Below are 22,380 nucleotides of genomic sequence, written 5' to 3' on the forward strand. Positions count from 1 at the left end.
CCCACGATAGGGTTCGGATCATGAAAGCTCTTGTTCTCGCGGGTGGCTCCGGAACGCGGTTGCGCCCAATCACCCATACGTCAGCCAAGCAGCTCGTTCCCGTGGCGAACAAGCCGGTGCTCTTCTACGGGCTGGAAGCGATCGCCGAAGCGGGTATCACCGAAGTCGGGATCATCGTAGGCGATACCGCGGCGGAGATCGAGGCCGCGGTCGGCGACGGTTCCGCGCTGGGTATCAAGGTCACCTACATTCGTCAGGAGGCGCCGCTGGGTCTTGCGCACGCCGTCCTCGTCGCACGTGATTTCCTCGCGGACGAGCCGTTCGTGATGTATCTCGGCGACAACCTGATCATCGGTGGTATCTCCGGGTTCGTGGAGGAATTCAAGCGTAGTCGGCCGGACGCGCTGATTCTGCTGACCAAGGTCTCCAATCCGTCCGCGTTCGGTGTGGCGGAGCTCGGCCCGCAGGGCCACGTCGTCCGCCTGGTCGAGAAGCCCGAGGAGCCGCCGAGCGATCTTGCGCTTGTCGGTGTCTACCTCTTCGGGGTGGCCGTCCATGAGGCGGTGCGGGCGATCAAGCCGTCTGGCCGGGGTGAGCTGGAGATCACCGAGGCGATTCAGTGGCTGGTGGACCGTGGCCACGAGGTCGCGCCGCACCTGGTCGAGGGGTACTGGAAGGACACCGGGCGGCTCGACGACATGTTGGAGACCAACCGCCACCTGCTGGAGTCCCTTGAGCCCGACGTGCGCGGCGCGGTCGACGAGCACAGCACGATCGTGGGCCGGGTCGTGATCGAGGAAGGCGCGTCACTGGTGCGGTCCTCGGTGCGCGGGCCCGCGATCATCGGTCGCGGCACGACGCTTGTCGACTCCTACGTCGGCCCCTTCACCTCGATCTACTATTCGTGCACGATCGAGAACACCGAGATCGAGTACTCGATCGTGCTGGAGCGGGCGACGATTCGCGACATCGGACGCATCGAGGACTCGCTGATCGGCCGGGACGTCGAGGTCGTTCCGTCGGACGCCCGCCCGCGGGCACACCGCCTCATGCTCGGCGACCACTCGCGTGTCTCGGTGGCCACAACGTCCTGAGCGCGACTTTTTGATCACGGGGCGCCTGTCCGCGACGTCCGCCGGCGCGATCCCCGCGGACCTCGCGGACGGCCTCCGCCAGCGTGAGACACCCGAAAAGCACACAGAGGGTGAACGTGGCGATGGTGACACCTTCGGGAACAGGTGCCCAACGCCCGATGGCTGCGACGATACCGACAATGTGCCGGATGGGAATGGACGCACCGGGCGGCAGCCAGTAATAGGAGCAGACGGCCCAGAGGGCCGCGCTCTGCATGGCCAGCGCGCCGGCCAGGACGGCGAGGCCGGCCAGCCGCTCGCGTCCCTTGAGTAGTCGGCCAAGCCCACCGGCGGTGACCACGGCGATGCCGACGATGCCGAGGTACAGATATCGGCCCTGGACGGCGATCGCACGGGTGGACTCCAGGTAGTCGGCATAGCTTCGCTGGCCGACCAGCAGATAGGCCAGGAAAACCGGCATGAGCAGGACCGGCGCACGCACGTGAACCCCTAGGCGGGTAGGCCGCCGGCCAGGCCGGATCACGCCGGCGTCCCGGCGGTGGGTCACAGCCGCGATGACACACCCGGTCACGGCGAGCGTCGCGGCGAGCGTCGCGACCCGGGACAGCGCAGGCGGTTCGAACATTCCCAGACCGCCCCAGAACCGACTGATGATCGTTCGCCAGAAGTAGCCGTACCAGGTGCCGAATGACTTCGGTAGCAGGATCGGTTCTCGCCGTGGTGGGTCAGTTGCCCATCCATTGGGCTCTATTGAGTGGTAGAGGATGTAATTGCGGACCCACCACCATCCGCCGGCTGCGCAGGCAAGCCCGATCGCGAGCAGCGCCGGCCGCCACGGCGGCGTGCGTACAACCGCGGCCCGCCCGGACCCGGTGGTCAGGGCGCAGCGGCGCCCGCGTGGTCCGCGGGGCGCCGCCCAGCCGAGCGGATAGGCGATCGCGACCATCAGCACCAGCGGCAGAGCCAGCGCCTTGGTGAGTAGTGCCACGGTGAGTGACAGGGCGATGCCCACCGCTGTCCGCCGGCGCATGTCACCGGCCAGTACGCCGGCGATCAGTACTGTCAGTCCGCCGACCGAGAACATCAGCAGTCCGTCGTTGTTGAACGTGGCCCCGACCCGGGTCAGGCCGGGAACGGCGAGCGGCACTGCCGCGGCAGCCTGTGCCAACGGCTGGCAGAGCCCGAACCGCCGCGCGGCCGCCCAGGCGAGCAGGGGCAGGGGAGCGACAAGGCTGATGTTGAGCAGGCGCAGCGCCCAGACCTGCCGGTCATATGCCCATCGCGACGATCCCGGCAGGGCCGCCAGCATGCCCGCCCCGACCACATAGATCATCGGCGGGTGCTGCACGATCTGGTTGGGCAGCCGGCCGTCCGTGACCGGCTCGGGGCCGCCCAGCGCATCAAAGGAGAGGCGCCGGCCGCGGGGCGTCGGCCTGATCGCGGCGAATGGTGGATCACTGGGGGATCTGCGACCCGACTGGAACATCCCGGCGTACCGGCCGCGATCGAAGTCGTCCGAGGTGGCGGCGACCCCCTTCGCCATGATCCGGTCGCCCGGCGCCGGCCATCCACCGCCGTGGAGCAGCCCGTAGACCATGTCGACGTGTTGGGCCTCGTCGTAACCGGTCCAGGTCGGATATGTGAACGAGTAGGTCGCCAACAGCGTGAGGTGCAACGCTGTCAGCAGGACAACCCCCCGCGGTGGACGGGACCGGGCGCGGGTCAGCACGTCGTCGGGTGCTCGCCGGGGCGCCGGGGGTCTGATCGCTGCCTTCTCCGGACGACGGTGACGGCCAGACCTGGTTGGCCAGCCGTGCCCGGCGCTGCGCCGGGTAACCCTGATCCTGAGTGCACGGCTGATACTTTGTGTAATCAATCGATGGCGGTATGGTCATTTCATCCATGGTGGGTGATGGGATGGGCCGTGGATGATCATCTGGCGAGGTCTGCCACACTTACCTGGTGCGCGTGATGGTGACGGGAGCCGGCGGTCAGCTCGGAGCGGATCTCTGCCGGCTACTGGAGTCCGATGAGCGGGTCCTTGCCTGGGCGGGTTTCACCCGCGCCGAGTTCGACGTCACCGACGCGGCCCGGGTGCGGGCGGTCATCACCGACCAGGCCCGGCCCGCGAAGATCCAGGGCGGTCTCGTGGTGGTCAACACCGCCGCCTGGACAGACGTCGACGGCGCCGAGACCGACGAGACGGGCGCGTATGCCGCCAACGCCACCGCTCCGGCGCAGCTGGCCGCGGCCTGTGCCGAGGTCGGCGCAACCCTGGTTCACGTCTCCACCGACTACGTCTTCGACGGCACGGCGGACAAGCCGTACGAGGCCGATGCCCCCACCGCGCCGCGTTCGGCATACGGGCGGACCAAGCTCGCTGGCGAGCAGGCCGTGCTCGCGCTGTGTCCTTCTGCCTACGTCGTGCGCACCGCCTGGGTGTACGGCGCGTCCGGGCGCAACTTCGTCCGGACGATCGCCAAGCTCGCGGCGGAGCGCGACACCCTGTCGGTGGTCGACGACCAGCAAGGGTCACCCACCTGGGCGGTGGACCTCGCCGCCGGGCTGATCGAGCTCGCGGCATCGGGGGCCAGGCCGGGGATCTACCACTGCACCGGCGGTGGCGACACGACCTGGTACGGATTCGCTCGGGCGATCGTCGCCGAGCTGGGGATGGACCCGGCGAAGGTCACGCCGACGACGACCGACGCGTTCCCCCGGCCGGCTCCGCGCCCGGCCTATTCGGTGTTGTCGTCCCGTTCGTGGAGCGACGCGGGCCTGACCCCGCTGCGTCCGTGGCGCGATGCGCTGGCCGCGGCCTTCCCCCAGATCACCCCTGCGCCGTAGGCCGGGAGTATCTCGACCGGCTCTAGGCAGACGTGTTGCGTTACGCCCTGGCTACGGTGCTGCCCGAACAGAACGACACCGGGATCACGACCGCCCTCGCACCCTTTCTACCGTTCACCTCCGCCCGGATCACCGGCCTGCCCGGTCCAGGAGGCGATGTTGTGCCGGGTGGCCAGGGTGTTGGGGTGGTCGGTGCCGAGGATCCGCTCGAGGTCGGGTAGCAGCTCTCGGAGCAGCCGCAGCGCCTCGCCCGGATCACCGGTCTGCCCGGTCCAGTGGGCGATGTTGTTCCGGGCGGTCAGGGTGTCGGGGTGGTCGGGGCCGAGAACCCGCTCCCGGTCGGGTAGCAGCTCCCGGAGCAGCCGCAGCGCCTCGGCCGGATCACCGGTCTGCCCGATCCAGCCGGCGATGTTGTTCCGGATGGTCAGGGTGTCGGGGTGGTCGGGGCCGAGAACCCGCTCCCGGTCGGGTAGCAGCTCCCGGAATAGTCGCAGCGCCTCGGCCGGATCACCGGTCCGCCCGGTCCAGTAGGCGATTTCGTGTCGGGTGGCCAGGGTGTCGGGGTGGTCGGGGCCGAGAACCCGCTCCCGGTCGGGTAGCAGCTCCCGGAACAGCCGTAGCGCCTCGGCCGGATCACCGGCCTGTCCGGTCCAGTAGGCGATGTTGTGCCGGGTGGTCAGGGTGCCGGGGTGGCCGGGGCCGAGAACCCGCTCCCGGTCGGGTAGCAGCTCCCGGAACAGCCGCAGCGCCTCGCCCGGATCACCGGCCTGTCCGGTCCAGTAGGCGATGTTGTGCCGGGCGGTCAGGGTGCCGGGGTGGCCGGGGCCGAGAACCCGCTCGAGGTCGGGTAGCAGCTCCCGGAACAGCCGCAGCGCCTCGGCCGGATCACCGGTCTGCCCGGTCCAGTGGGCGATGTTGTGCCGGGTGGTCAGGGTGTCGGGGTGGTCGGGGCCGCGTGCGGTGCGGATGCGGGGGTGCCACTCGGTCCAGCGGGTGAGGTTGGCGCGGGGGGTCGGCAGCGGCCGGCGTTGCAGGGCGCGGAGAGCGGCGCTGATCTGCCCGTTCTGCCACAGATATTCGGCTTCGGATCCAGCGGCCCACCGGTAGAGGGGATTGTCAGTATAGATACCGGTAATGGGCGCGAGTTTCTCGACTTCGTTGAGCAGGATGCGCCGGCCCGCGGCCGGGTCGAGGGGCCGGCGGGTGTGGCGGCTGAGATGGTCGACGAGGGCGGGATGGAACAGGCCGACCAGTTCACCGCCGGTGCCCGGTTGGGCGCGTACGACGAGCCGGCCCAGTCGGACCAGGACGTCGCGGACGTCCTTCGGCCGGTCGGGTCCGTCGAGCCAGCCGCTGGCCGCGGTGAGCAGATCGATCGGGATCACCGGCCCGGCGCCGGCGGCGGTGAGCGGGGTCAGCACGGGCAGGAGGTTGGCGGTCCATTCGGTGGCGTCGTCGGCGCCGGCCTGGTCGAGGATCCGGTCGAACAGGCCGGTCAGGAGCGCGGTCCGGCTGTCGCCGAGGTGTAGACGTTCGAGCAGGGTGTCGCGTTCGGTCTGGGTGAGCGCGGCGTAGGTGTCGGCGATCAGGCGTGCCAGCAGCCAGGCGCTGGCCCCGCGGGCGCACAGGTCCGCGAGGGTGTCGGCGGCGGCGGGCGGGACGCGGCGGCGCTGCAGGTAGCGAGCCAGACTGGCCGGGGCCGCGGTGTCGACCGTGAACTGCTGCCCGCCGCTCACCGCGGGGCCGGGCTCGCGGCTGGTCACGATCAGCCGCAGTCGGGGAAGGTCGGGATCCTCGGCCATGGCGACGAGAGCGGCTACGACGCCGTCGCCGGTGGTGTCGTCGAGCTGGTCAAGACCGTCGATACCCAGCCGGATGATCTCATCGCCGGGCAGGTGCCGCAGCGGCCCGGTCACGTCGTGGACGAGGGGCGGTTGCTGGTCCAGTGTGTCCGCGGGTTGGCTGTCGCGGTAGGCCGCCACGGCCATGCGGAACCCGGGGACGCTGTGATCGAGATTTTTGTGCAGAGCGTCGGTGAGGGAGTACAGGGTGGTGGTGCGGTCGAGATAGACCAGCGCATGGAGGAACCGGTCCGGGACCGCGGCCCCGGTCAGTTCAGGTCGGGCGAGCGCGCTGAGCAGCGTGGACTTGCCCGAGCCGGCCGGGCCGACCACGGCAAGCCAGCGGGCGCGGCTGGCGCGGGCGAGCAGCCCCTCCACCATCCGCGGGGTTTCCAGGCCGGTGGTGAGGTCGTCGGCCATCGCGCCCGCCGGATCGCCCGGGGGTGGGATACGGCCGGGGGCACGCTGCCGGTTGGGCGCAAGCCACAACCCGGGGTCGCCTTCGTCGGTGACTCGATGGCCGTCGAACATGCTGCGTTGCGGTGACTGGCCGCGGCACGTGATCAGGTCATGGGCGTCCTGGCAGCCGATCCATGCACCGCGCCTGGCGTGCCCGGCGTGCAGCAGTTCGGTCAGCGCTCGGGTGAAGCAGCCGTCCGCGGCGGGCCGATCATCAGTCGCGGTCAGGAGGTCGAACCTGCTCCCCGCGGCCATGGCGACCGAGGCCACCCCGCGGGCGACCTCCACCGCGGCCTGCCCGCTGTGGCAGGCGTCGAGCAGAACGACCAGCCCGTCGATCTGGTCATGGTCGCGGAGGAGTTCCCGTAGGCGTTGCCCGACCAGCCACGCGTTGTCGGTCGACGGGCGGTCCGGGTCGGCGCAGTCGTAGGGCAGGAGGTAGAAGTCGGACAGGCCCGTCGCGGTGGACCCGTCGAACCCGACCTGCCCATGGCCCACGAACGCGAGGAACAACGCCGACCCGTTGTCATGGGCGAACCGGAATGCCGTCATGACCCGAGCGGCCATGTCCGACAGCGTCGGGTTGAGGACGAGCCCTGGCTGGTCGCCGAGCGCGGATCCGCAGCGACCCACCAGGGGGTCGGTGAACGCGGCGTACAGTTCCTGCGCCAGCGTGGGTAGGAATGACAGGTCCCCCAGCGCCTCGCACTGCGACCCGATCACCAAAACCACCCGGCCGGTCACCGTTCGCTCCCGGATCGGCGGGAGTCGTCGGCGGCGAGCGCGTCGGCAACCGGAGCGCCGACCGCCTTTTTGGTGAGGTAGTGGATCACGTCGTGTGGGGCGGACCCGTTGTCAACGGTGCGGTTATCAACCGTGCGGTTGTCGACGGCCCGGTTGGCGGGTGTCCCGGCTGGCGGTGCGCCCGCGGGGAACAGGCCGGTCAGGCCCGGTACCGCGGCCACGATGTCATCGTCCGCGGCGACGTTGACCCACCGGTCCACCCGCTCGGGGAACCGTGGCGGCTGTGGCTCGAGCCGGTCGTAGACGAGCCGGCGGATCCCCAACGGGCTACCCAACGTGACCAGCAGGGGAAGTCTGCCACCCATCCGACAGGCAGCTTCGAAGGCGACCACGGACCCGAGGGAATGCCCGATCAGTACCCGGGTGTCGGCACCGACGACACCGGCGACCCGGGCCTGCACCTGCTGGCGCAGCGCGGGTTCGTGGAGGTAGCGCACGACCTGCACGAGCGCGCGGATGACGAACCGCTGCGCGACGGCCATCCCGAACGGGCCGAACCAGCGCAGCCGTGCCACCGCCGCCAGCGCACCGCGGGCCACGTTCCCGACGCCCTGCAGCTCACCGAGCCGGCCCTCCAGCCGGGCCACCTCGTCCTGGGCGGTACGCCTGTCCGCCTCGGTGCCCGCCACGCAGGCGGCCCGGCGGAGCAGGACCCCGGCAAGCTCCTCGATCGCCGCCACCTCGGACGGGTCGAGGTCACCCAGGTCGGTCGACCGGCCCTGCCGGTCCGGCGGGTCGAACAGGTCGGCGTAGAAGGCCATCTCGACGGCGATCGCCCCGGCGGTTCCGGGCGGTTGGCGCAGCCGGGCCGCGAGGCTGCCATGGCCGGCCTTCCACACGCCGTCGGCGAGCGCGGCCTGCCACGGGCCGGCCAGCGTCGCCGGCCCCCGCTGCTGCTGCCCGATCCCGTGCACGAACACGACCGCAGCCACCACCGGCACCCCCCGTCACCTGGCGTGAGCCGTGACTGTCCCACCGGTATTACACACCCGACCCGGTACATACCCGCACAGCATCGGCCAGTTACGGTCACACCGTGCTCGCTGCGCTGCTGCCCGGTCTGCGAGACCTACGCGCACCGGTCGCCGCGGGCTACCTGTGGCTGTTCGGTCTGTGGCTCGTCTTCGCACCGCACCTTGAGCCCTCGGCGCATCCGACCGGCGTCGTTCACGACGTCGTCACACTCGGCAGTGCCGCCGGGCGGGCCGCCGTCACGGCAGCAGTCACCTTTGCCGCGTACCTGGTCGGCGTGGTGTCCATCGCCGCCAACCCGCTGATCAACCGGCTCGGGAATCTCCTCGCCGCCACCCGTCTGCGCCGATTCATGCCCCGTGCCCAATGGCAACGCGTCCGCGCCACGATCATATCGCTGGTCTATCTGCGCATAGACGAACGTTTCCTCGCCGACGGCGTCATCCGCGCGGAAACAGCGAGACGGCTCCACGCCGTTCAGGTTGCCGCCGGCGCACACGGCACCACCCTCGCTGCGGGCTTCGAGGCGGATCCGGATATCGTCATCGAACAGGCCCGCACCATCCCGGCGGTGCGTGCCCGTCTCCTCGACGCGCTGCTCGACACCGCTGACCCCCAGGAAGAATGCCGGCTCGATCTCCTGCGTACCCCCGTCCGGATCGTGGGCCGTGAAGCCGACATCTACGCCGCCTACGACCGCTATCGGGCGGAATACGAACTCCGGATGGGCCTGGTGCTCCCCTTCACCTTCCTGATCGGAACTCTTGCTGTAACGGCAAACCCGTGGTGGACGGCCGGAATATTCGTCTCGGCGATCCTGCTCTACCTGGGCGTGGCCGCGAACATCCAGGCCTCCACCGTTCTCACCGAATCAGTCGGAGCACGACGTATCGACCTACCCACCCTCGAACGCCTCGCCACACACGACCTGCCCTGGCGTGATGAGAACGGTGTGCTTATCCACCTCGCCGAACAATAGCCGGCGAGTAAAGCCCACTGACAACCACGAAACGAACATGCGACAGGAGCCGATGACGGTACTGTCACACGGAAGATTTTCACGTCTGTTTGAAACCCGCCCACTCCAGCTCCAGCCCGGAGATGCGGGTCTACCGGACCGAACCGGAGCCCTGCCCGGAACCACCACCACTGTTCTGAGTCGTTGCGGTCGTGGACGGCGGGCAGCGGATGAAGCGGGTGAGCTGGCCGGTCAACGGCCAGGACCGCCGGCCGGAGTCGTCCGGGCACCAGCCGAGCGCGGCGAGCATGCTGTCAAGGCTGTGAAGGCTGTCAGGGAACACCAGGTTGTATGTGATCAGATACAGGGCGCCCGCGTCCGGACGCGCGGCGAGGAACGGCGGTATCGAGGTGTTCCAACCCAGCGGCGGTAGCACCAGGGTGTTCACCTCGGCGATCGGCGCCGCCAGTGAAGCGGATGCCGGGTAATCGTTGTAGTACGACACGTAGTACTGCTGTGCCTTGTACCACTGCCTTTCGTCCCAGCGCCCGGGGATCACGATCTGGATGTCGCCGGGTCGGGCGGTCCGTTCGGCGGTGGCGACCAGCTCCCGCATGTCCCCGAGTAACAGGGGGCCGTTCGCGCTGGCCCGGATCTGGAGGATCCGCTGGGTGCTCACCGCTGTCACGGCCACGGCTGCGGCCACAACCACTGCCAGCGGAACGGCCAGTACGGGGATCACCATGACTGACCGTCGGATTCGCGCTCGGGCGAGCCCGACCAGAGCCGATGCGCCGATACCTGCGACTACGTACAGTAACGGTAACACGAACAGATTGGCCCGCACGAATCCGACCGGCCACTGTCCTCGCGCCGAGGCCAGCACGATCAGCAGCAGCGTTCCGCCGAGCGCGACCAGCAACGCCCGGCCGGCCCGGTCCCGCGCCGCGACATAGCTGCCGACCGCCCAACACAGCAGTGCCCCCGCGACCACGCAGACGTGGAGTCGCTGGTCGGGGTCGGCCAGCAGCGGCGAACCGGTGAAGGGCGAGCCGAACTGCCCGTCGGGACGGGTCATCGCCGCCGTGAACGCGTTGCGCGGCAGCTCCCAGCCGGCCGTCCGCAGCTGGCCGACCGCGTTGTTCCGGGTGATGAAGAAGTTCCGCCAGTAGGGATTCGCGGCCAGGTAGCTCTGCGGCAGGACGAACAGCGCGAGATGCACGGCCCCGGTGGCGCCGACCAGCACCGATCCGACCAGGCGCAGGACGGCCGGACGCCGTGAGTGCACCACCCGGCCGGCGCGCACCACCCGGCGGGCGTCCAGTACGTCCAGCACATCCAACAGCAGCAGGGGAGCGAGGACGAACAGCGACGTGACGCTCATGACCGCGCATACCGCCATGCCCAGCTGCGCCCGCCACGGGGAGCCGCCGGTGCTCACAGCGCGGCGCGCCCGCAGCCACAGGTACAGCGTGGCCACCGCGCAGGTGGCCTCCGGCAGGTAGGACTTCAGCTGCATTCCATAGACGAGCAGCCCGCCGTTGACGCTCAGCAGTCCGGCGACGATCGTGGCCGCGGGCCGGGAGAGCCACCACCGGCCCAGCGCATAGGTGAACAGAGAAAGCGCAATCAACGCGACGATCTGCGGCAGCCGCAGGACTCCTTCGGTGTTGCCGCCAACCGTGACCGCCAGCTTCTCGACCGTGAACCAGCCGAATGACAGCGGCGCGTTCGCCGTTCTGAGGGTTTCGAACCAGCCTGCACCGACGCTGATGTGATAGGCGCGCCATGCCTCGTCGTACCAGAGCGGCCGGACCAGGGTCGGCCATAAGGCGACGATGACCGCGACGTCGAGCCCGACGAGCGTGGCGCATGCCACCAGGTCTGCACCCGACCGCCGTGACGTCACCCTTCGACCGGAACAGCGTCTGGCTGTCGTACCCGGGTGAAGGTCCCGCAACATCAGAGTCGGATACCGCGGACCGACGACGTGGGGTCAGGCGATCGAGTGATAGACGGCGGCGGTGCGTTCGGCCGTGCGTCGCCAGGTGAAGGTCCGGGCGTAGGCGCGTCCCGGCCCGGGGTCCACCTCGTCCTTGAGCGCGCCGATCAGGGCGTCGGTGAACGCATCGGCCTCCGTCGGTGGAACCAGCCGCACGGCGTTGCCCGACATCGGGCCGACGACCTCTCGGACCGCTGGGATGTCAGCCGCCACCACCGGGGTTCCGGCTGCCAGCGCCTCCAGCGGCGGTAGGCCGAACCCCTCGTAGAACGATGGGAAGCACAGAGCGCTGGCCCCGGCGACCAGGCGCCGAAGTTCGTCCGTCCGAACATAGCCGGCGCTGATGACGGTTCCCCCCGGCAGCCCGGCAAGATCGAGAGTGGGTCCCCACCCGGCGGGTCCGACCAGGACCAGCGGTGGGGCGTCGCTGACCTCGGAGTGCAGGCCGCGGACCGCCTCCAGCAGGGTTGGGAGATTCTTGCGCGGTTCGACCGTACCGACGAAAAGCAGGTATCTGGCGGGCAGGCCGTGGGCGGTGAGCCAGCGTCGCGATGGCGGGGAGGCGCTGAACCATGCGGCGTCCACGCCCAGCGGCGTCACGGTCACCATTGCCGGGTCCAGCCGGTAGGTGTCGATGACCTCGGTGGCGATCGCCTGGCTGGGTGTGATCACGGCAGCGGCGCGGCGTAGGCCACGGGGGACCAGGTCCCGGTAGCGGGCCGAGGCCGCGGACACGGTACCGGTCAGCTTCAGATAAGCCAGATCGTGGATGGTGAGGACGCCGCGGGCCCGCCGCGGTGGCGGCAGCACGAAGTTTGTGGCGTGCACCACGTCGACTGGCCCGGTCAGCCACTCGAGCTTCGGCAGTTCGGTGCGGGCCCAGGCCTCGTGCACGATCCGGGCCGGAACCCGGCGCGCGGCCGGGCGTACACCTGGCGGCAACGCGGGAGCGAAGTTCTCCAGCCCGCGCCAGGTGAACGCCGTTGCGGCCACGTCCAGACCGGGCAGGGTGGGCAGCTCGGCGAGCAGTTGGCCGGTGTAGCGGCCAACTCCCGTGGGCGTGCCGAGTAACGGCGTGCCGTCCAGGATGACCCGCATCAACCGTGATCCTTTCAGTCTCGGCCTTGCCAGGTCAGGGGCCCGGTCCAGGGGAGCCCGGCTCGGCAGTGCCCGGCTCGGCAGGGCGCCGGTTCAGGGGGCATACAGCCGGTGACGGGTGGCGATCTCCCGCCAGCGGTCGGCGAATGCCGCGTCGGAGAACTCCTGTGCCCGGGTGACGGCGCTCGCAGCCAACCGTGCCCGCATGCCGTCCTCGGTTGCCAGGCGTCTGGTGAACGAGGCGAGCTGCGCCGGCGACGTCCAGCGCAGGCCGTCGAGTCCGTGGCGGACGATCTCCCGCTGGCCGGCGCGGTCGATCACCACCGGCACGCAGCCCCCGGCCATCGCCTCGACCGTGGTCATCCCGAAGTGCTCGGCCGTCCATGGCCGGCGATCGCCGTCCTGGCCGTATCCGGTTGCGGACCAGAAGACCGAGCAGGTCGACAGCAGCCGCTCGACCTCGTGGCGTGGCGCGTTCGGATGGATGTCGACCGGCAGGCCACGGGCGGCCTCCCGGATCTTCTCCAGGTATGGCAGCTGGGACTCCTCGCAGCCGCCGACGACGTGCATCCGCCAATCCGGTAGCGCGCCGGAGCGGTAGAGCTCACCGAACCACTCGACCATTTCCAGCTGGCGCTTGGCGTGCCCGAGACCGGGCGCGAACAGGCGCCCGACCGTGAGCACCGCGCGTTCCCGAGTACTGGCCGGGGTAAGGCGCTCCACCTGGATGGGCGGGTAGAGGACGTCCGCGTCCACGCGCCACAGGCGTCCGATCCAGCCCCGGGTGTAGGCCGAATTCGCCATCACCACGTCGTATGAGGCGAGATAGTCCAGATCGCGCGGGTTGGCCAGCAGCCAGGGGAAACGCAACGCGAGCCGGGCTCGGGCCCCGTCCTGCTGGTCGGTCACCCGCGGTCGGCTGACCGCCACGCCGAGTTGGCGCAGATCCCGGGAAGGTGTGCCGTCCGGCGAAGCGGTGTCGTCCGGTGCGGGTGTGCACGCGTTGGTGGACGCGTTGGTGGACGCGTTGGTGGACGCGTTGGTGGACGCGGGTGTGAACGTGTCGCTGACCAGCGTCAGCTCGCAGCCGCCGGACGATGCGGGCAACGGCACCGCGACCGTCCTGAACGACCCGTCGACCTCAACGGCGGCAAGGGTCCGCCCGTCGGCGTCCTGGACGCGCAACCGCACCGTGCCGCAAGCCCCGGGACGGCCGATGTCAGCGCGTAGCTCCCGTTCGCCGCCCGCCGAAACCGCGAGGATCCCCGTGCCGTTCGTCCAGATCCACTGTCTGCGACGCCCCCCTTCCGGCGGGTACCAACCCGTGCCGTAGCCGACGGTCGGGCGAACACCACGCAGCAGCGGGCCGCACGCGCGGATGGCGGCCCTGCGCCACCCCGGTGCGTCATGATCAGCTGGTGTCGGGAAGAAACACAGGTGTGCCGCATGGGTTGAGCGAGGCACCAGCCGGCTCATGTACGAGCCGTTGACGAACAGGTCGTACTCGGCGCTGAGCTCGGCGACCGCGTCGTCACCCCGGTCAGGCAGCAGGCGGTAGCGGCAGCCGGTGAGGTCGAGCCCTAGATGATCACCAATGGCCGCCAGGTCGACCTCGGCATGGCCGAGGATGTCCACCTGGGCGCCTTCGGCGGCAAGCACTTGGGCGATCATCCCGTTGTGGCGTTCGCCACCGCCCATGGAGTGCCAGAACCGGTTGTAAACGGCGGCCCGTACTCCGCTGGCCGACCCCTGCCCACCCCTGTGCCCGGTGACCGGATGCCGGCCTTCGCCCGGCTCGGGCCGCTTGTGCTGGGCCTGTGTCGCAGCCGGCTGCGTGGTCATCGCCGCGCCAGCCAGGTCTCCAGCTCACGGTGGCCTACCGACGCGGTGCGCGCCAGCGTGCGCCGTCGGCGCAGCATCACCGGGAGCAGCCGCAGGAAGGACGCCATGACCTTCAGTCGAAGCACGGTCGGTCGCAGCGCGGGCCGGCCACGGACGGCCCAGGCCTGCCGTAGCGCGCGGATGGCCATCGAGGCGGTTGTGAGCGGGTAACGGCCGACCGCGGCCAGGGCGACCCCGGTGCTCGCGTTCTTGGTGAGCATCAACAGTCGGTTACGGTCGGTATGGAAGACGAACAGCGGTGACCATTCGACGCTGGACGCGGAGTGCACGTGCCGCAGAACCGCGGTCGGAATGTAGCGAATTGTGTATCCGCGGGAGCGGATGCGCCAGGACAGGTCGGTGTCCTCGTAGTAGAGGAAGAAGTCGTCGTCGAACCAGCCGAGTTCCCGCCCGAGCGCCGTGCGGATGGCCATGCCGTTCCCGCAGGCGGTGAACACATCCTCGGACCCGGCGAACTGGCCGGTGTCGATCTCCTGGTAGCCGCGGTCGGCGCCGTAGCCGTCCCGCAGCACGATCCCACCGACATTGTTGATCACGTCGACGCGGGCCATACCGTCGGGGACGACCAGTTCCACGGTGGACGGTTCGGCGCCGGCGGCGAGGGTGGTGCGGCCGCCGTCCCAGCTCAGTGTGACCGACTTGCGCGCCTCGCCGGACCAGGTGAAGCCGATGGTGACCGGGCCGCCCTCGGGCACCGGGACGGCGAGCTCGCCGTCACCGCGGGTCCAGAAGAACGGCGCGGATGAACCGCCTTCAGCACCGAAGGTCAGCTTTTCCCACAACACGTCATGGAGGACCTCCCGGTCGTTGACGGTCACCGATGAGATCCGGACGCCAAGCGCGCGGGAGTCGTGCGCACCCGGTGTGAAGGTCGAGGTCGACAGCCGCAGCCGCAGGAAACGGGGGAGGAACACCACCTTGCCGGTGACCGCGCCGAGATCCGCGCCCCCGGTGGCGTCGGTGAACGGGGCCAGCAGGTTCGCCAACCAGTCCGGTTCGGGGACGGCGTCATTGTTGAGCAGGACGGCGTAGGGGGTGGTGACCATCCGCAGCGCCAGGTTGTTGCCGCCGGCGAAGCCGAGGTTCACCTCGGACGGGACCATCCGGACCCACGGGTACCGTTCGGCCAGCAGCGTCCTGGAGGAGTCCATCGACGCGTTGTCGACCACCCATGTTTCGAAGGTGAAGTCGCTGACCTGCTTGGCCACCGCGTCCAGACAGGCGGGCAGCAGGTGCGCACCGTTCCAGTTGACGATCACAACGGTCGCCGGCGGCGTGGGGCCGCCTTCCTGGGTGCTCATGGGCGGGTTCCCGTTTCGTAATCGATCTTGAGTAGACCGCCGGCCTGCGATCCGCTGATTCCGAACAGGTCCTCGAACCTCCGTTTGGTGATCTCTGTTCCGGTCGCGGCGTCGGAGACGTGCACGCTGATCGCGAACGCGCCGAGCAGCTCGGGGAGGCTGGGCACGGTGAAGTCCACCGTGCGGGTGCCGCTGACCCCCGGCACGCCCCCCGGCACGCCGCCCGCAGGCGTCTCCATCAACCAGACCGGCAGTTCGCTCGGCCCCAGGGCATAGACGTGCAGGTAGAGCCGTTCCGGCGCGTGTTCGGTCACATCCAGGGTGACGCTGACGGTAAGTCTCTCGCCGGGGCTGAACTGGACCTGGGGCGGCCCGGCCGGGTCCCGGCTGAAGGTCACCGAGGTGGGCCGGGCAACGGCGAGATCGTGGGGCACCGGACCGTCCGAAGGCAGGCTACCCAACCGCTGCCGCAGTAGCCGGGTGCCGACGGCCGGCGCGCCGTCGAAAATCATCGATCCGGATTCAAGAACCAGAATCCGGTCGCACATGCCCTCGATCAGATCCAGCGAGTGGGTGACGAACAGGATCGTGCGGCCCTCGGCCCGAAAGGCGTCGATCTTTGCCAGACACTTCTTCTGGAATGCCTCGTCCCCGACCGCGAGGACCTCGTCGACGAGCAGCACGTCCGGATCGACATGGACGGCCACCGCGAACCCGAGCCGGACGTACTGGCCGGACGAGTAGTGCTTGACCTCATCGTCGATCTTGTGCGGGAGTTCGGCGAAGTCGACGATCGAGTCGAACATCCGGTCGATCTCGCGGCGGGACAGCCCCAGCAGGGAGGCGTTGAGGTAGACGTTGTCCCGGCCGGTGAGCTCGCCGTTGAAGCCGGCCCCGAGCTCCAGGAGGGACGCGATCCGCCCGCTGACCGACACGTCACCGTGGGTTGGGCGCAGGATTCCGGCCAGTACCTTCAACAACGTGGACTTGCCGGAGCCGTTCGCCCCTGCCAGGCCCACGGTCTGGCCGCGCCCGATCTCCACGTCGATGTCGCGCAGCGCCCAGAAGTCGTCCCCGTGGGTGTGCCCACGACGCACGAACACCTCTTTCAGGCTGGTCGCCCGCCGGTGGTAGGAGACGAATTTCTTACCCACCCCGGTCGCATGGATCACGATCGGGGCAGCCGTCCCAGGCCGGCCCGCCGTCGATGCGGCGGCGGCCGTCCCTGCGGGTATCGCCGTGGTGTCCGCCGCTGCGGGTATCGCCGTGGTGTTCCCCGACGCATTGAGGGCGGCCGGTTGCGCCGGTGACTGCTGCGCTGACACGTCTGTCGCCCGTCCTTAAAGATCTTCCGCGAAGTCGGCCTGCATCCTGCGGAACACATGTACTCCCAGCCAGAGCAGGCCCAGCGACATCACACCCGCGATGGCAAGGTGCTCAAGGTAGAAGAGGTAGCCGGGGTCGGCAAGGATGCCCGCTCCGGTGGCGGGGTTCACCGACGGCTCCTTGTAGATCGCTCGCTGGAAGGTTGCCACCACCGTCGCCATCGGATTGACGAAGTAGATCCAGGTCCACTCGTGCAGCAGTTTGCGGATGAGCCCGACGGGATACACGATCGGGTTGAGCCAGAACCACGCGAGCAGGGCCACCTCCAGCAGGTGCTCGGTATCGCGGTAGCGGACGTTGAGGCCCGACACGAGCATGGACAGGCCGACAGTGAAGATCATCGCTACCGCGAATGCGGGCACGAGCAGGAGCAGCTGGAGCCCGAAGAAGCTGTAACCCAGCGCCACGACCACCACGAAGAGCACGATCAGCTGCAGGACGAAGTGGACGAGGGCGAAGCCGACCGCGGAAAGCGGCAGTACCGGCAGCGGAAACCGGACTTTCTTCACGAGGTTCGCGTTGAAGACGACGCTGCCCGATGCCGACGACACGCTCGCCGAGAAGGCGTTCCAGATCAGCAGGCCGGACATCAGGTACACCCCGAACCGGGGGACCCCGGCGCTCATGATGACCTGGAAGACAAGGGTGTACACGGCTAGCAGCAGCAGCGGATTCGCCAGCGACCAGGCGAAACCGAGGGTCGAGCCCTTGTATTTGACCTTGAGGTCCTTGCGGATCAGGTTCCGCAGCAGTTCCCAACGTACCCGGGTCTGGGCACGGCTGCGGCGCGCGAGGATCCGCGACTCCTGCCCGTCGCGCCCCTGCGGGCCACGGTGCTCGCCGTCGGACTGGATCGCGGGTGCGGACCGCTCGTCAATCAGGTTCGACACCAACAACCTTCCGTGAGCCGCGTCAAGATATGGCAAAATCGGTACCGGTGCGCCGAAAACGACCTACCGTACGGGCCGCGCAAGGTATCGCACCAGGTATACCGAAGCGACGCGTCCGCAGGTAGGGCACTCCGGTGACCGTAGCTCCAGAGCCGATCCATAGTATCGGCCCGTTCATTCAGCTCCGGCCGGCCGCTGTCCGAGGATCACCCGGGCATCAGCCGGCCCGTCGGAGGTGGCCGTGATGGCCGCCGGTGGAGGACGCCCGTGTTCACCGACGTCCGGATCCGTGAGGTCTGGTCCCAGCTGGAGTCCGGGGGCGCTGAGGTCCTCACCCTGGACGTATTCGACACGTTGTTGTTTCGGCTGGTTCCCGAACCCGCCCATGCCTTCCTGCTGCTCGGACGCCGCCTGGCCACGGCTGGCCTGCTGCCGCCGACCGTGACCGCGGGGCAGTTCGCCCAGCTCCGGGTGCATGCGGAGAACCGGGCCCGGCAACACGCGAAGTCACTGCGGGGCACGTTGGAGGCCCGCCTCGACGAGATCTGGTCGGCACTCATGCCCGCCATCCCCGGCAGCGGTGACATCGACGATCTGATCGCCATGGAGGTCACCCTCGAGCGCGATGTCTGCCGCGCCGACCTCGCCGTCGCCGAGCTCGCCGAACTCACGATCACCAAGCTCGGCCGGCCGGTGTACCTGGTCTCCGACACCTATTTCTCCCCGGACCAGCTCCGCGGGCTGCTGCGCCGGCCGGAGCTCGCCGGGATCAGGTTCACCCAGATCCTCACCTCCAGCGACGCGGGTGTGAGCAAGAGCGAGGGTCTATTCACCCATGTGCTGACCGCCGTGGGCGTGGCGCCCTCCCGGGTCATCCACCTTGGTGACAACCCGGTGGCCGACGTCGAGGGCGCCCGCGAGCACGGCATCATCGCGGTTCACTACCCCAAGTACTCCGGTGCGCTGGCGGAGACACTCACGCTGGAAGGGCTGCGTGGCGGTCCGACCTCCGATACCGCGATCGACTCCGAACACGGCGACTACGGTATGACCGCGCTTCGGGCCCGGACCCTGCACCGCACCGATGCCACCGCGGTTCCCTCGGGCCTGCGCCGGCACTGGGAGACCGGCGCGACCGTTTTCGGTCCGGTGTTCACCGGCTTCGGCGAGTGGGCGGCCGCGCGGGCGGCGGAGCTCGGGGTCGACCGCGTCCACTGCCTGATGCGCGAAGGGGCCTTCCTCGCCCGGGTCCTGCGGGAGCCGGCCGGCGAGCTCGGGATCGAGGCGTCCACGCTGTGGGCCTCGCGCCACGTGTGCGCACTGGCCAACATTTACGAAGGCACCCCGCAGGAGCTGCGCGGCTTCCTGGCGCGTCGGCGCCCGCCGAGTGTCGGCCAGCTGCTGCGCCAGCTCGGAGTCGGCATGGACGAGGTGGCGGGGTTGTCCGCGCTGGCCAGCCGACGTCTTGACGTCCCGGGTCTGCTCTCCGAGACCCTGGAGGCCCTGTGCGCTGACGAGCGCGTTCGCAGCGAGATCGTGCTGACCGCCAGCCGGCTGCGCGAGCGCTTCCTGCGCTACCTGGACGCACACCTCGGCGGGGCGGACACGATCGTCGTCGTCGACCTCGGCTGGGGTGGCACCATCCAGGCGCTGCTGCAACGCCTGCTGACCGCCTGCGGTCGTGAGGCCGAGGTGGTCGGCCTGTACCTGGCGACGAGCGCCGGCTCGCAGGCACACCGTCTTGGCGGGCTGCGCCTGGAGGGATACATCGCCTCGGGCGGCGAACCCGATGCGCTGTTCGGCCAGGTGATGCGTAGTCCCGAGGTGCTCGAACAGCTCTGCATGCCCGACATAGGCTCATTGATCGGTTTCGACGAGGACCGCAACCCCGTCCTCGGCCCCGATCACACAACCCGAACCCAGGTCGCACAGCGCGTAGCCGTCCAGGACGGGGTGCTTGCCTACCAGCGGGAATGGCTGCGCTACCGCCGGTCGGAGACGCCGATGCCGTCCCTGCTCGATGACGGGGCGCGGCTGGCGGCTCTGCGCTCCCTCGCGCGGTTCGTGACCCGGCCCACCTCGTCCGAGGCGCTCGCGTTCGGGGTATGGGCACACGATGACAACTTCGGGTCGGATGCGTCCGAGGGGCTGCTGCCCGCCGATCTGCTGCGCCGGATGCCCTACCTCACGGCGGCTGATCTTGAAAAGATCCCGATGCAGGAACTCTACTGGCCGGCCGGGGTCGCGGCGGTGGCGAACCGGCCCCTTGCGGTTGTCAGTGGGCTGGCGACGAACGCCGGGATCTCCGCGGCGGAGGTCTCGCCGGAGGCCGCTGCCGGACCGGTCGAGGTCTATGTCGACACCGGTGGCGACTTCATCAACGGGCCGAAGGAGTCCGTGGTCACCCGGTCCGCGCGCGACGGGCTGTCGTGGGTACGCCTGCGGATCGACGGGGTCGGGGTCCGCCGGGTGCGCATCGACCCGGCCGGCCGGCGTGGGTTGATGCGGCTGGACTGGCTGCGGCTGTCCTTCCATCTCAACAACCTGGCCGAGCCGCACACGGTCGCGATTACGTCGGTGGTCGACCACCCAGGATTTCACCTGGTCGGGGCGCGGGCACTGCAGCCGAATCTGATCGAGATCCACAGCGACGACCCGCAGTTCGTCTACGTCATCGATCCGGTGGCGCAGGCATATCTCGCGGCGACCTACGCCATCGACGTCGAGATGGCCTTCGGCTGGCTGGCAATCAGTTCCGACCCGTTGACGATCGCAACCCGGCCGGGCGGGACCACGCCGTTGCCGCGTCGCGCCGCGCGCCGGTTGCTGCGGGAGTTCGAAACCCGATTCTGACCCGGCGAGCCTGGTCCAGCGCTCCACGGGGGAGAATCGGCTGGAGCGCTCTAAGCGGATGAGGTTGCTGTGGACGAAGTTGGTGTGGACGAAGTTGGTGTGGACGAGGGCCCTGTGGACGAGGGCCCTGTGGACGAGGGCCCTGTGGACGACGGCGGGTCGGGTGGCACCGTTGAATCTGTTACCGAGCGCACCCTCCAACCGTTGCTGCTGCACTCCCTCGCCGAGCTCCGGGAGGTGTGGCTGCCCCTGTTGGAGACCGTGCGGGCCCGCAGCGTCACCGAGATCGGTTCGGAGAGCGGCGTCACCAGCTCCCTGCTCGTGGACATGCTGCGACGTCATGGTGGTGGCAGGCTACTGATCGTTGATCCCGACCCTCGCGGCGTCCCCGGGTCGGGGCAGGACGTCGAGGTCGTGATGGTGCGCGGCTTCAGCCCGCAGGCACTGGACGGCCTTCCGCCGGCCGATGCCTACCTGATCGACGGTGACCACAACTTCCCCACCGTGTCCGCGGAGCTGCGCGCCGTCGAGGAGGCGGCCCGTGCCCACGGACGCAGCCACTTTCCGTTGGTCATCCTGCATGACGTGGGTTGGCCTGCCGGCCGCCGTGATCAGTACTACGGGCCGGACCGGATCCCGCAGCGGGAGCGGCAGCCCTACTCGTGGGAGCACGGGGTACGGCTGGACAGCGCGGCGGCGGTGCGGGGTGGCTTTCGGGGCGAAGGTGCCTTCGCCTGGGCGCTGACTGAAGGTGGCCCGCACAACGGCGTCCGCACGGCTGTGGAGGACTTCGTCGCGGACCGACCTGAGCTGCGTTTCCACCTGGTCTCGCCGATCTTCGGTCTAGGTGTTGTGGTGGACCGGCGGGCGCCCTGGGCAGCCAGGGTGGGGGCTCTGCTGACCCCCTGGGTTGGCAACGGTCTGCTGACCCGGATGGAACGTAACCGCCTGGATCTCTACCTGTACGTGATCCGCCTCCAGGACGAGATGACCGAGGCGGCCCGGCGCCGGCAGCGGGAGTGGGCACGCATCGACGCAACCGTCGCCGACCACGCGGCGCACGAGCTCAGGTTGCTCGATGCGGTGGCTGCGGGCGAGCGGGCGCTGGAAGCCGAGCGCGACACGTCCCGACAGCTGCGTGCCGACCTGGGGTCGATGAGTTCGCGATCGTGGCCGGTCACACGCGCGTCGAGGCCGCAGGGTGCACCGGCGCACGAGTCGGCTCTGGTGCACGCGGCCCGTGCGGCGGGCACCGCGCTGCGGACCCGGATCGGTGATCCGCGGCTGCGGGCCGCCATATCGCTGTTGCGCGGTGACCGGTGACCAGTCACCGGTGACCGGTCACCCGTGACTGGACGACCGGTCTGCTAACACATCCCGGAGTACGGCAGCGCAGGGATGTGGGCCGCCCACTCGGCGGAACTCAGGCGGTTGCCGTCGTCGGCGCAGGCGCGCGTGGCAAGCGCGTCCGGGTCGATGGTCGCGATGCGTGCGGTCCGGTCGTCACTGAATGTGATCAATGTGTGGCCGTCGGGGTGCAGGGCGAACCCCTGGACCCAGTCGGTGTGGCCGCTGATCACCCCTGCCGGCAGCGGGTGGTCGGGGTCGGAGACGTCCCACAGATGCGCGGTGGTGTCCCAACCGGACGTGACCAGCATGCGACCGTCCCGGCTGAACGCGGTGTCAAGGACCCAGCGGGGATCCGCCTTGATCGTCGATCGGTTCGTCGGGGCCCGCGCATCGCGCACATCCCACAGACGAACGGTGCCGTCGTAGCTCCCGGTCGCCAGCGTGTTCCCGTCCGGGCTGAAGGCGACCGTCCACACGAAGTCGGTGTGGACGTTGAGAGAGGCGAGGGGGACCGGCTGGGTGGGCTCGCTGATGTCCCAGAGACGGGCGGTTTTGTCGGCGCTCGCGGTCGCCAGCAGGCGCCCGTCGGGGCTGAACGCGACGTCCTGCACCCAGCTTTGATG

Annotated in this window: 15 protein-coding genes; 5 read left to right on the plus strand and 10 right to left on the minus strand. The window is 69.4% G+C overall.

Translation table 11 applies throughout. From position 1 onward, the window contains the following. Positions 1-20: 20 nt before the first annotated feature. Positions 21-1,094: a glucose-1-phosphate thymidylyltransferase gene (locus tag U9979_RS06100; protein WP_322747597.1), complete on the plus strand. Its 1,074-nt coding sequence runs from the start codon at positions 21-23 to the stop codon at positions 1,092-1,094. Here U9979_RS06100 and U9979_RS06105 read toward each other — a convergent pair. Further along, positions 1,048-2,823, minus strand: a complete 1,776-nt coding sequence (locus tag U9979_RS06105; RefSeq protein ID WP_322778596.1) for a hypothetical protein — start codon at positions 2,821-2,823, stop codon at positions 1,048-1,050. The genes U9979_RS06100 and U9979_RS06105 overlap by 47 nt on opposite strands. Positions 2,824-3,065: 242 nt before the next feature. Here U9979_RS06105 and rfbD point away from each other — a divergent pair, with 242 nt between their 5' ends. Then, positions 3,066-3,941, plus strand: a complete 876-nt coding sequence (rfbD, locus tag U9979_RS06110; RefSeq protein WP_322778597.1) for a dTDP-4-dehydrorhamnose reductase — start codon at positions 3,066-3,068, stop codon at positions 3,939-3,941. Between the two features lie 107 nt (positions 3,942-4,048). Here rfbD and U9979_RS06115 read toward each other — a convergent pair whose 3' ends face one another. Together U9979_RS06115 and U9979_RS06120 are read right to left on the minus strand one after the other, a co-directional pair. Then, on the minus strand, positions 4,049-6,985 hold the full coding sequence (locus tag U9979_RS06115) for a tetratricopeptide repeat protein (protein WP_322778598.1): 2,937 nt from the start codon (positions 6,983-6,985) through the stop codon (positions 4,049-4,051). Continuing rightward, positions 6,982-7,986, minus strand: a complete 1,005-nt coding sequence (locus U9979_RS06120) for a lipase family protein (RefSeq protein ID WP_322778599.1) — start codon at positions 7,984-7,986, stop codon at positions 6,982-6,984. The genes U9979_RS06115 and U9979_RS06120 overlap by 4 nt, the downstream gene beginning before the upstream one ends. Positions 7,987-8,081: 95 nt before the next feature. Between U9979_RS06120 and U9979_RS06125 the strand changes: the two genes are divergently transcribed. Continuing rightward, entirely contained in the window at positions 8,082-8,996 is a 915-nt protein-coding gene (locus U9979_RS06125; RefSeq protein ID WP_322778600.1) for a hypothetical protein, read from the plus strand. Between the two features lie 130 nt (positions 8,997-9,126). Here U9979_RS06125 and U9979_RS06130 read toward each other — a convergent pair whose 3' ends face one another. The 6 genes from U9979_RS06130 to U9979_RS06155 form a co-directional block, all read right to left on the minus strand. Further along, positions 9,127-10,884, minus strand: a complete 1,758-nt coding sequence (locus U9979_RS06130; RefSeq protein WP_322778601.1) for a glycosyltransferase family 39 protein — start codon at positions 10,882-10,884, stop codon at positions 9,127-9,129. Between the two features lie 87 nt (positions 10,885-10,971). Next, positions 10,972-12,075 carry a glycosyltransferase family 1 protein gene (locus U9979_RS06135; RefSeq protein ID WP_322747588.1) on the minus strand — a complete coding sequence of 368 codons (1,104 nt, stop codon included), beginning with the start codon at positions 12,073-12,075 and terminating at the stop codon, positions 10,972-10,974. A 93-nt stretch (positions 12,076-12,168) separates the two neighbouring features. After that, complete coding sequence (locus U9979_RS06140) at positions 12,169-13,917, minus strand: glycosyltransferase family 4 protein (RefSeq protein WP_322778602.1); 1,749 nt, start codon at positions 13,915-13,917, stop codon at positions 12,169-12,171. Beyond that, positions 13,914-15,278 (minus strand): glycosyltransferase family 2 protein, encoded by a 1,365-nt coding sequence (locus tag U9979_RS06145; protein WP_322778603.1) that lies wholly within the window; start codon positions 15,276-15,278, stop codon positions 13,914-13,916. The genes U9979_RS06140 and U9979_RS06145 overlap by 4 nt, the downstream gene beginning before the upstream one ends. Beyond that, complete coding sequence (locus tag U9979_RS06150) at positions 15,275-16,603, minus strand: ABC transporter ATP-binding protein (protein ID WP_416219552.1); 1,329 nt, start codon at positions 16,601-16,603, stop codon at positions 15,275-15,277. Before U9979_RS06150 ends, U9979_RS06145 begins: the two co-directional genes overlap by 4 nt. Before the next feature lie 15 nt (positions 16,604-16,618). Continuing rightward, complete coding sequence (locus U9979_RS06155) at positions 16,619-17,554, minus strand: ABC transporter permease (RefSeq protein ID WP_416210453.1); 936 nt, start codon at positions 17,552-17,554, stop codon at positions 16,619-16,621. A 267-nt stretch (positions 17,555-17,821) separates the two neighbouring features. Between U9979_RS06155 and U9979_RS06160 the strand changes: the two genes are divergently transcribed. Together U9979_RS06160 and U9979_RS06165 are read left to right on the plus strand one after the other, a co-directional pair. Further along, a complete protein-coding gene (locus U9979_RS06160) occupies positions 17,822-20,407 on the plus strand; it encodes a haloacid dehalogenase (protein ID WP_322778604.1) in 2,586 nt (861 codons plus the stop codon). A 69-nt stretch (positions 20,408-20,476) separates the two neighbouring features. Then, the gene (locus U9979_RS06165; RefSeq protein WP_322778605.1) at positions 20,477-21,730 is read left to right on the plus strand and encodes a class I SAM-dependent methyltransferase; all 1,254 of its coding nucleotides are present in this window, start codon (positions 20,477-20,479) and stop codon (positions 21,728-21,730) included. Between the two features lie 44 nt (positions 21,731-21,774). Here the strand turns inward: U9979_RS06165 and U9979_RS06170 are convergent. Further along, positions 21,775-22,380, minus strand: a 606-nt coding sequence (locus U9979_RS06170) for a WD40 repeat domain-containing protein (protein WP_416219555.1), incomplete at its 5' end; no start/stop codon positions are given.

Source organism: Protofrankia sp. Cas4 (genome assembly GCF_963555915.1).
In the GTDB taxonomy this organism is placed as follows: Bacteria; Actinomycetota; Actinomycetes; order Frankiales; family Frankiaceae; genus Protofrankia.

Excerpts from the sequence above, each read along its gene's own strand:
- U9979_RS06140 (WP_322778602.1), bottom strand. The coding sequence starts at position 13,917 with ATGACCACGCAGCCGGCTGCGACACAGGCCCAGCACAAGCGGCCCGAG.
- U9979_RS06135 (WP_322747588.1), bottom strand. The coding sequence starts at position 12,075 with ATGCGGGTCATCCTGGACGGCACGCCGTTACTCGGCACGCCCACGGGA.
- U9979_RS06100 (WP_322747597.1), top strand. The coding sequence starts at position 21 with ATGAAAGCTCTTGTTCTCGCGGGTGGCTCCGGAACGCGGTTGCGCCCA.
- U9979_RS06145 (WP_322778603.1), bottom strand. The coding sequence starts at position 15,278 with ATGAGCACCCAGGAAGGCGGCCCCACGCCGCCGGCGACCGTTGTGATC.
- rfbD (WP_322778597.1), top strand. The coding sequence starts at position 3,066 with ATGGTGACGGGAGCCGGCGGTCAGCTCGGAGCGGATCTCTGCCGGCTA.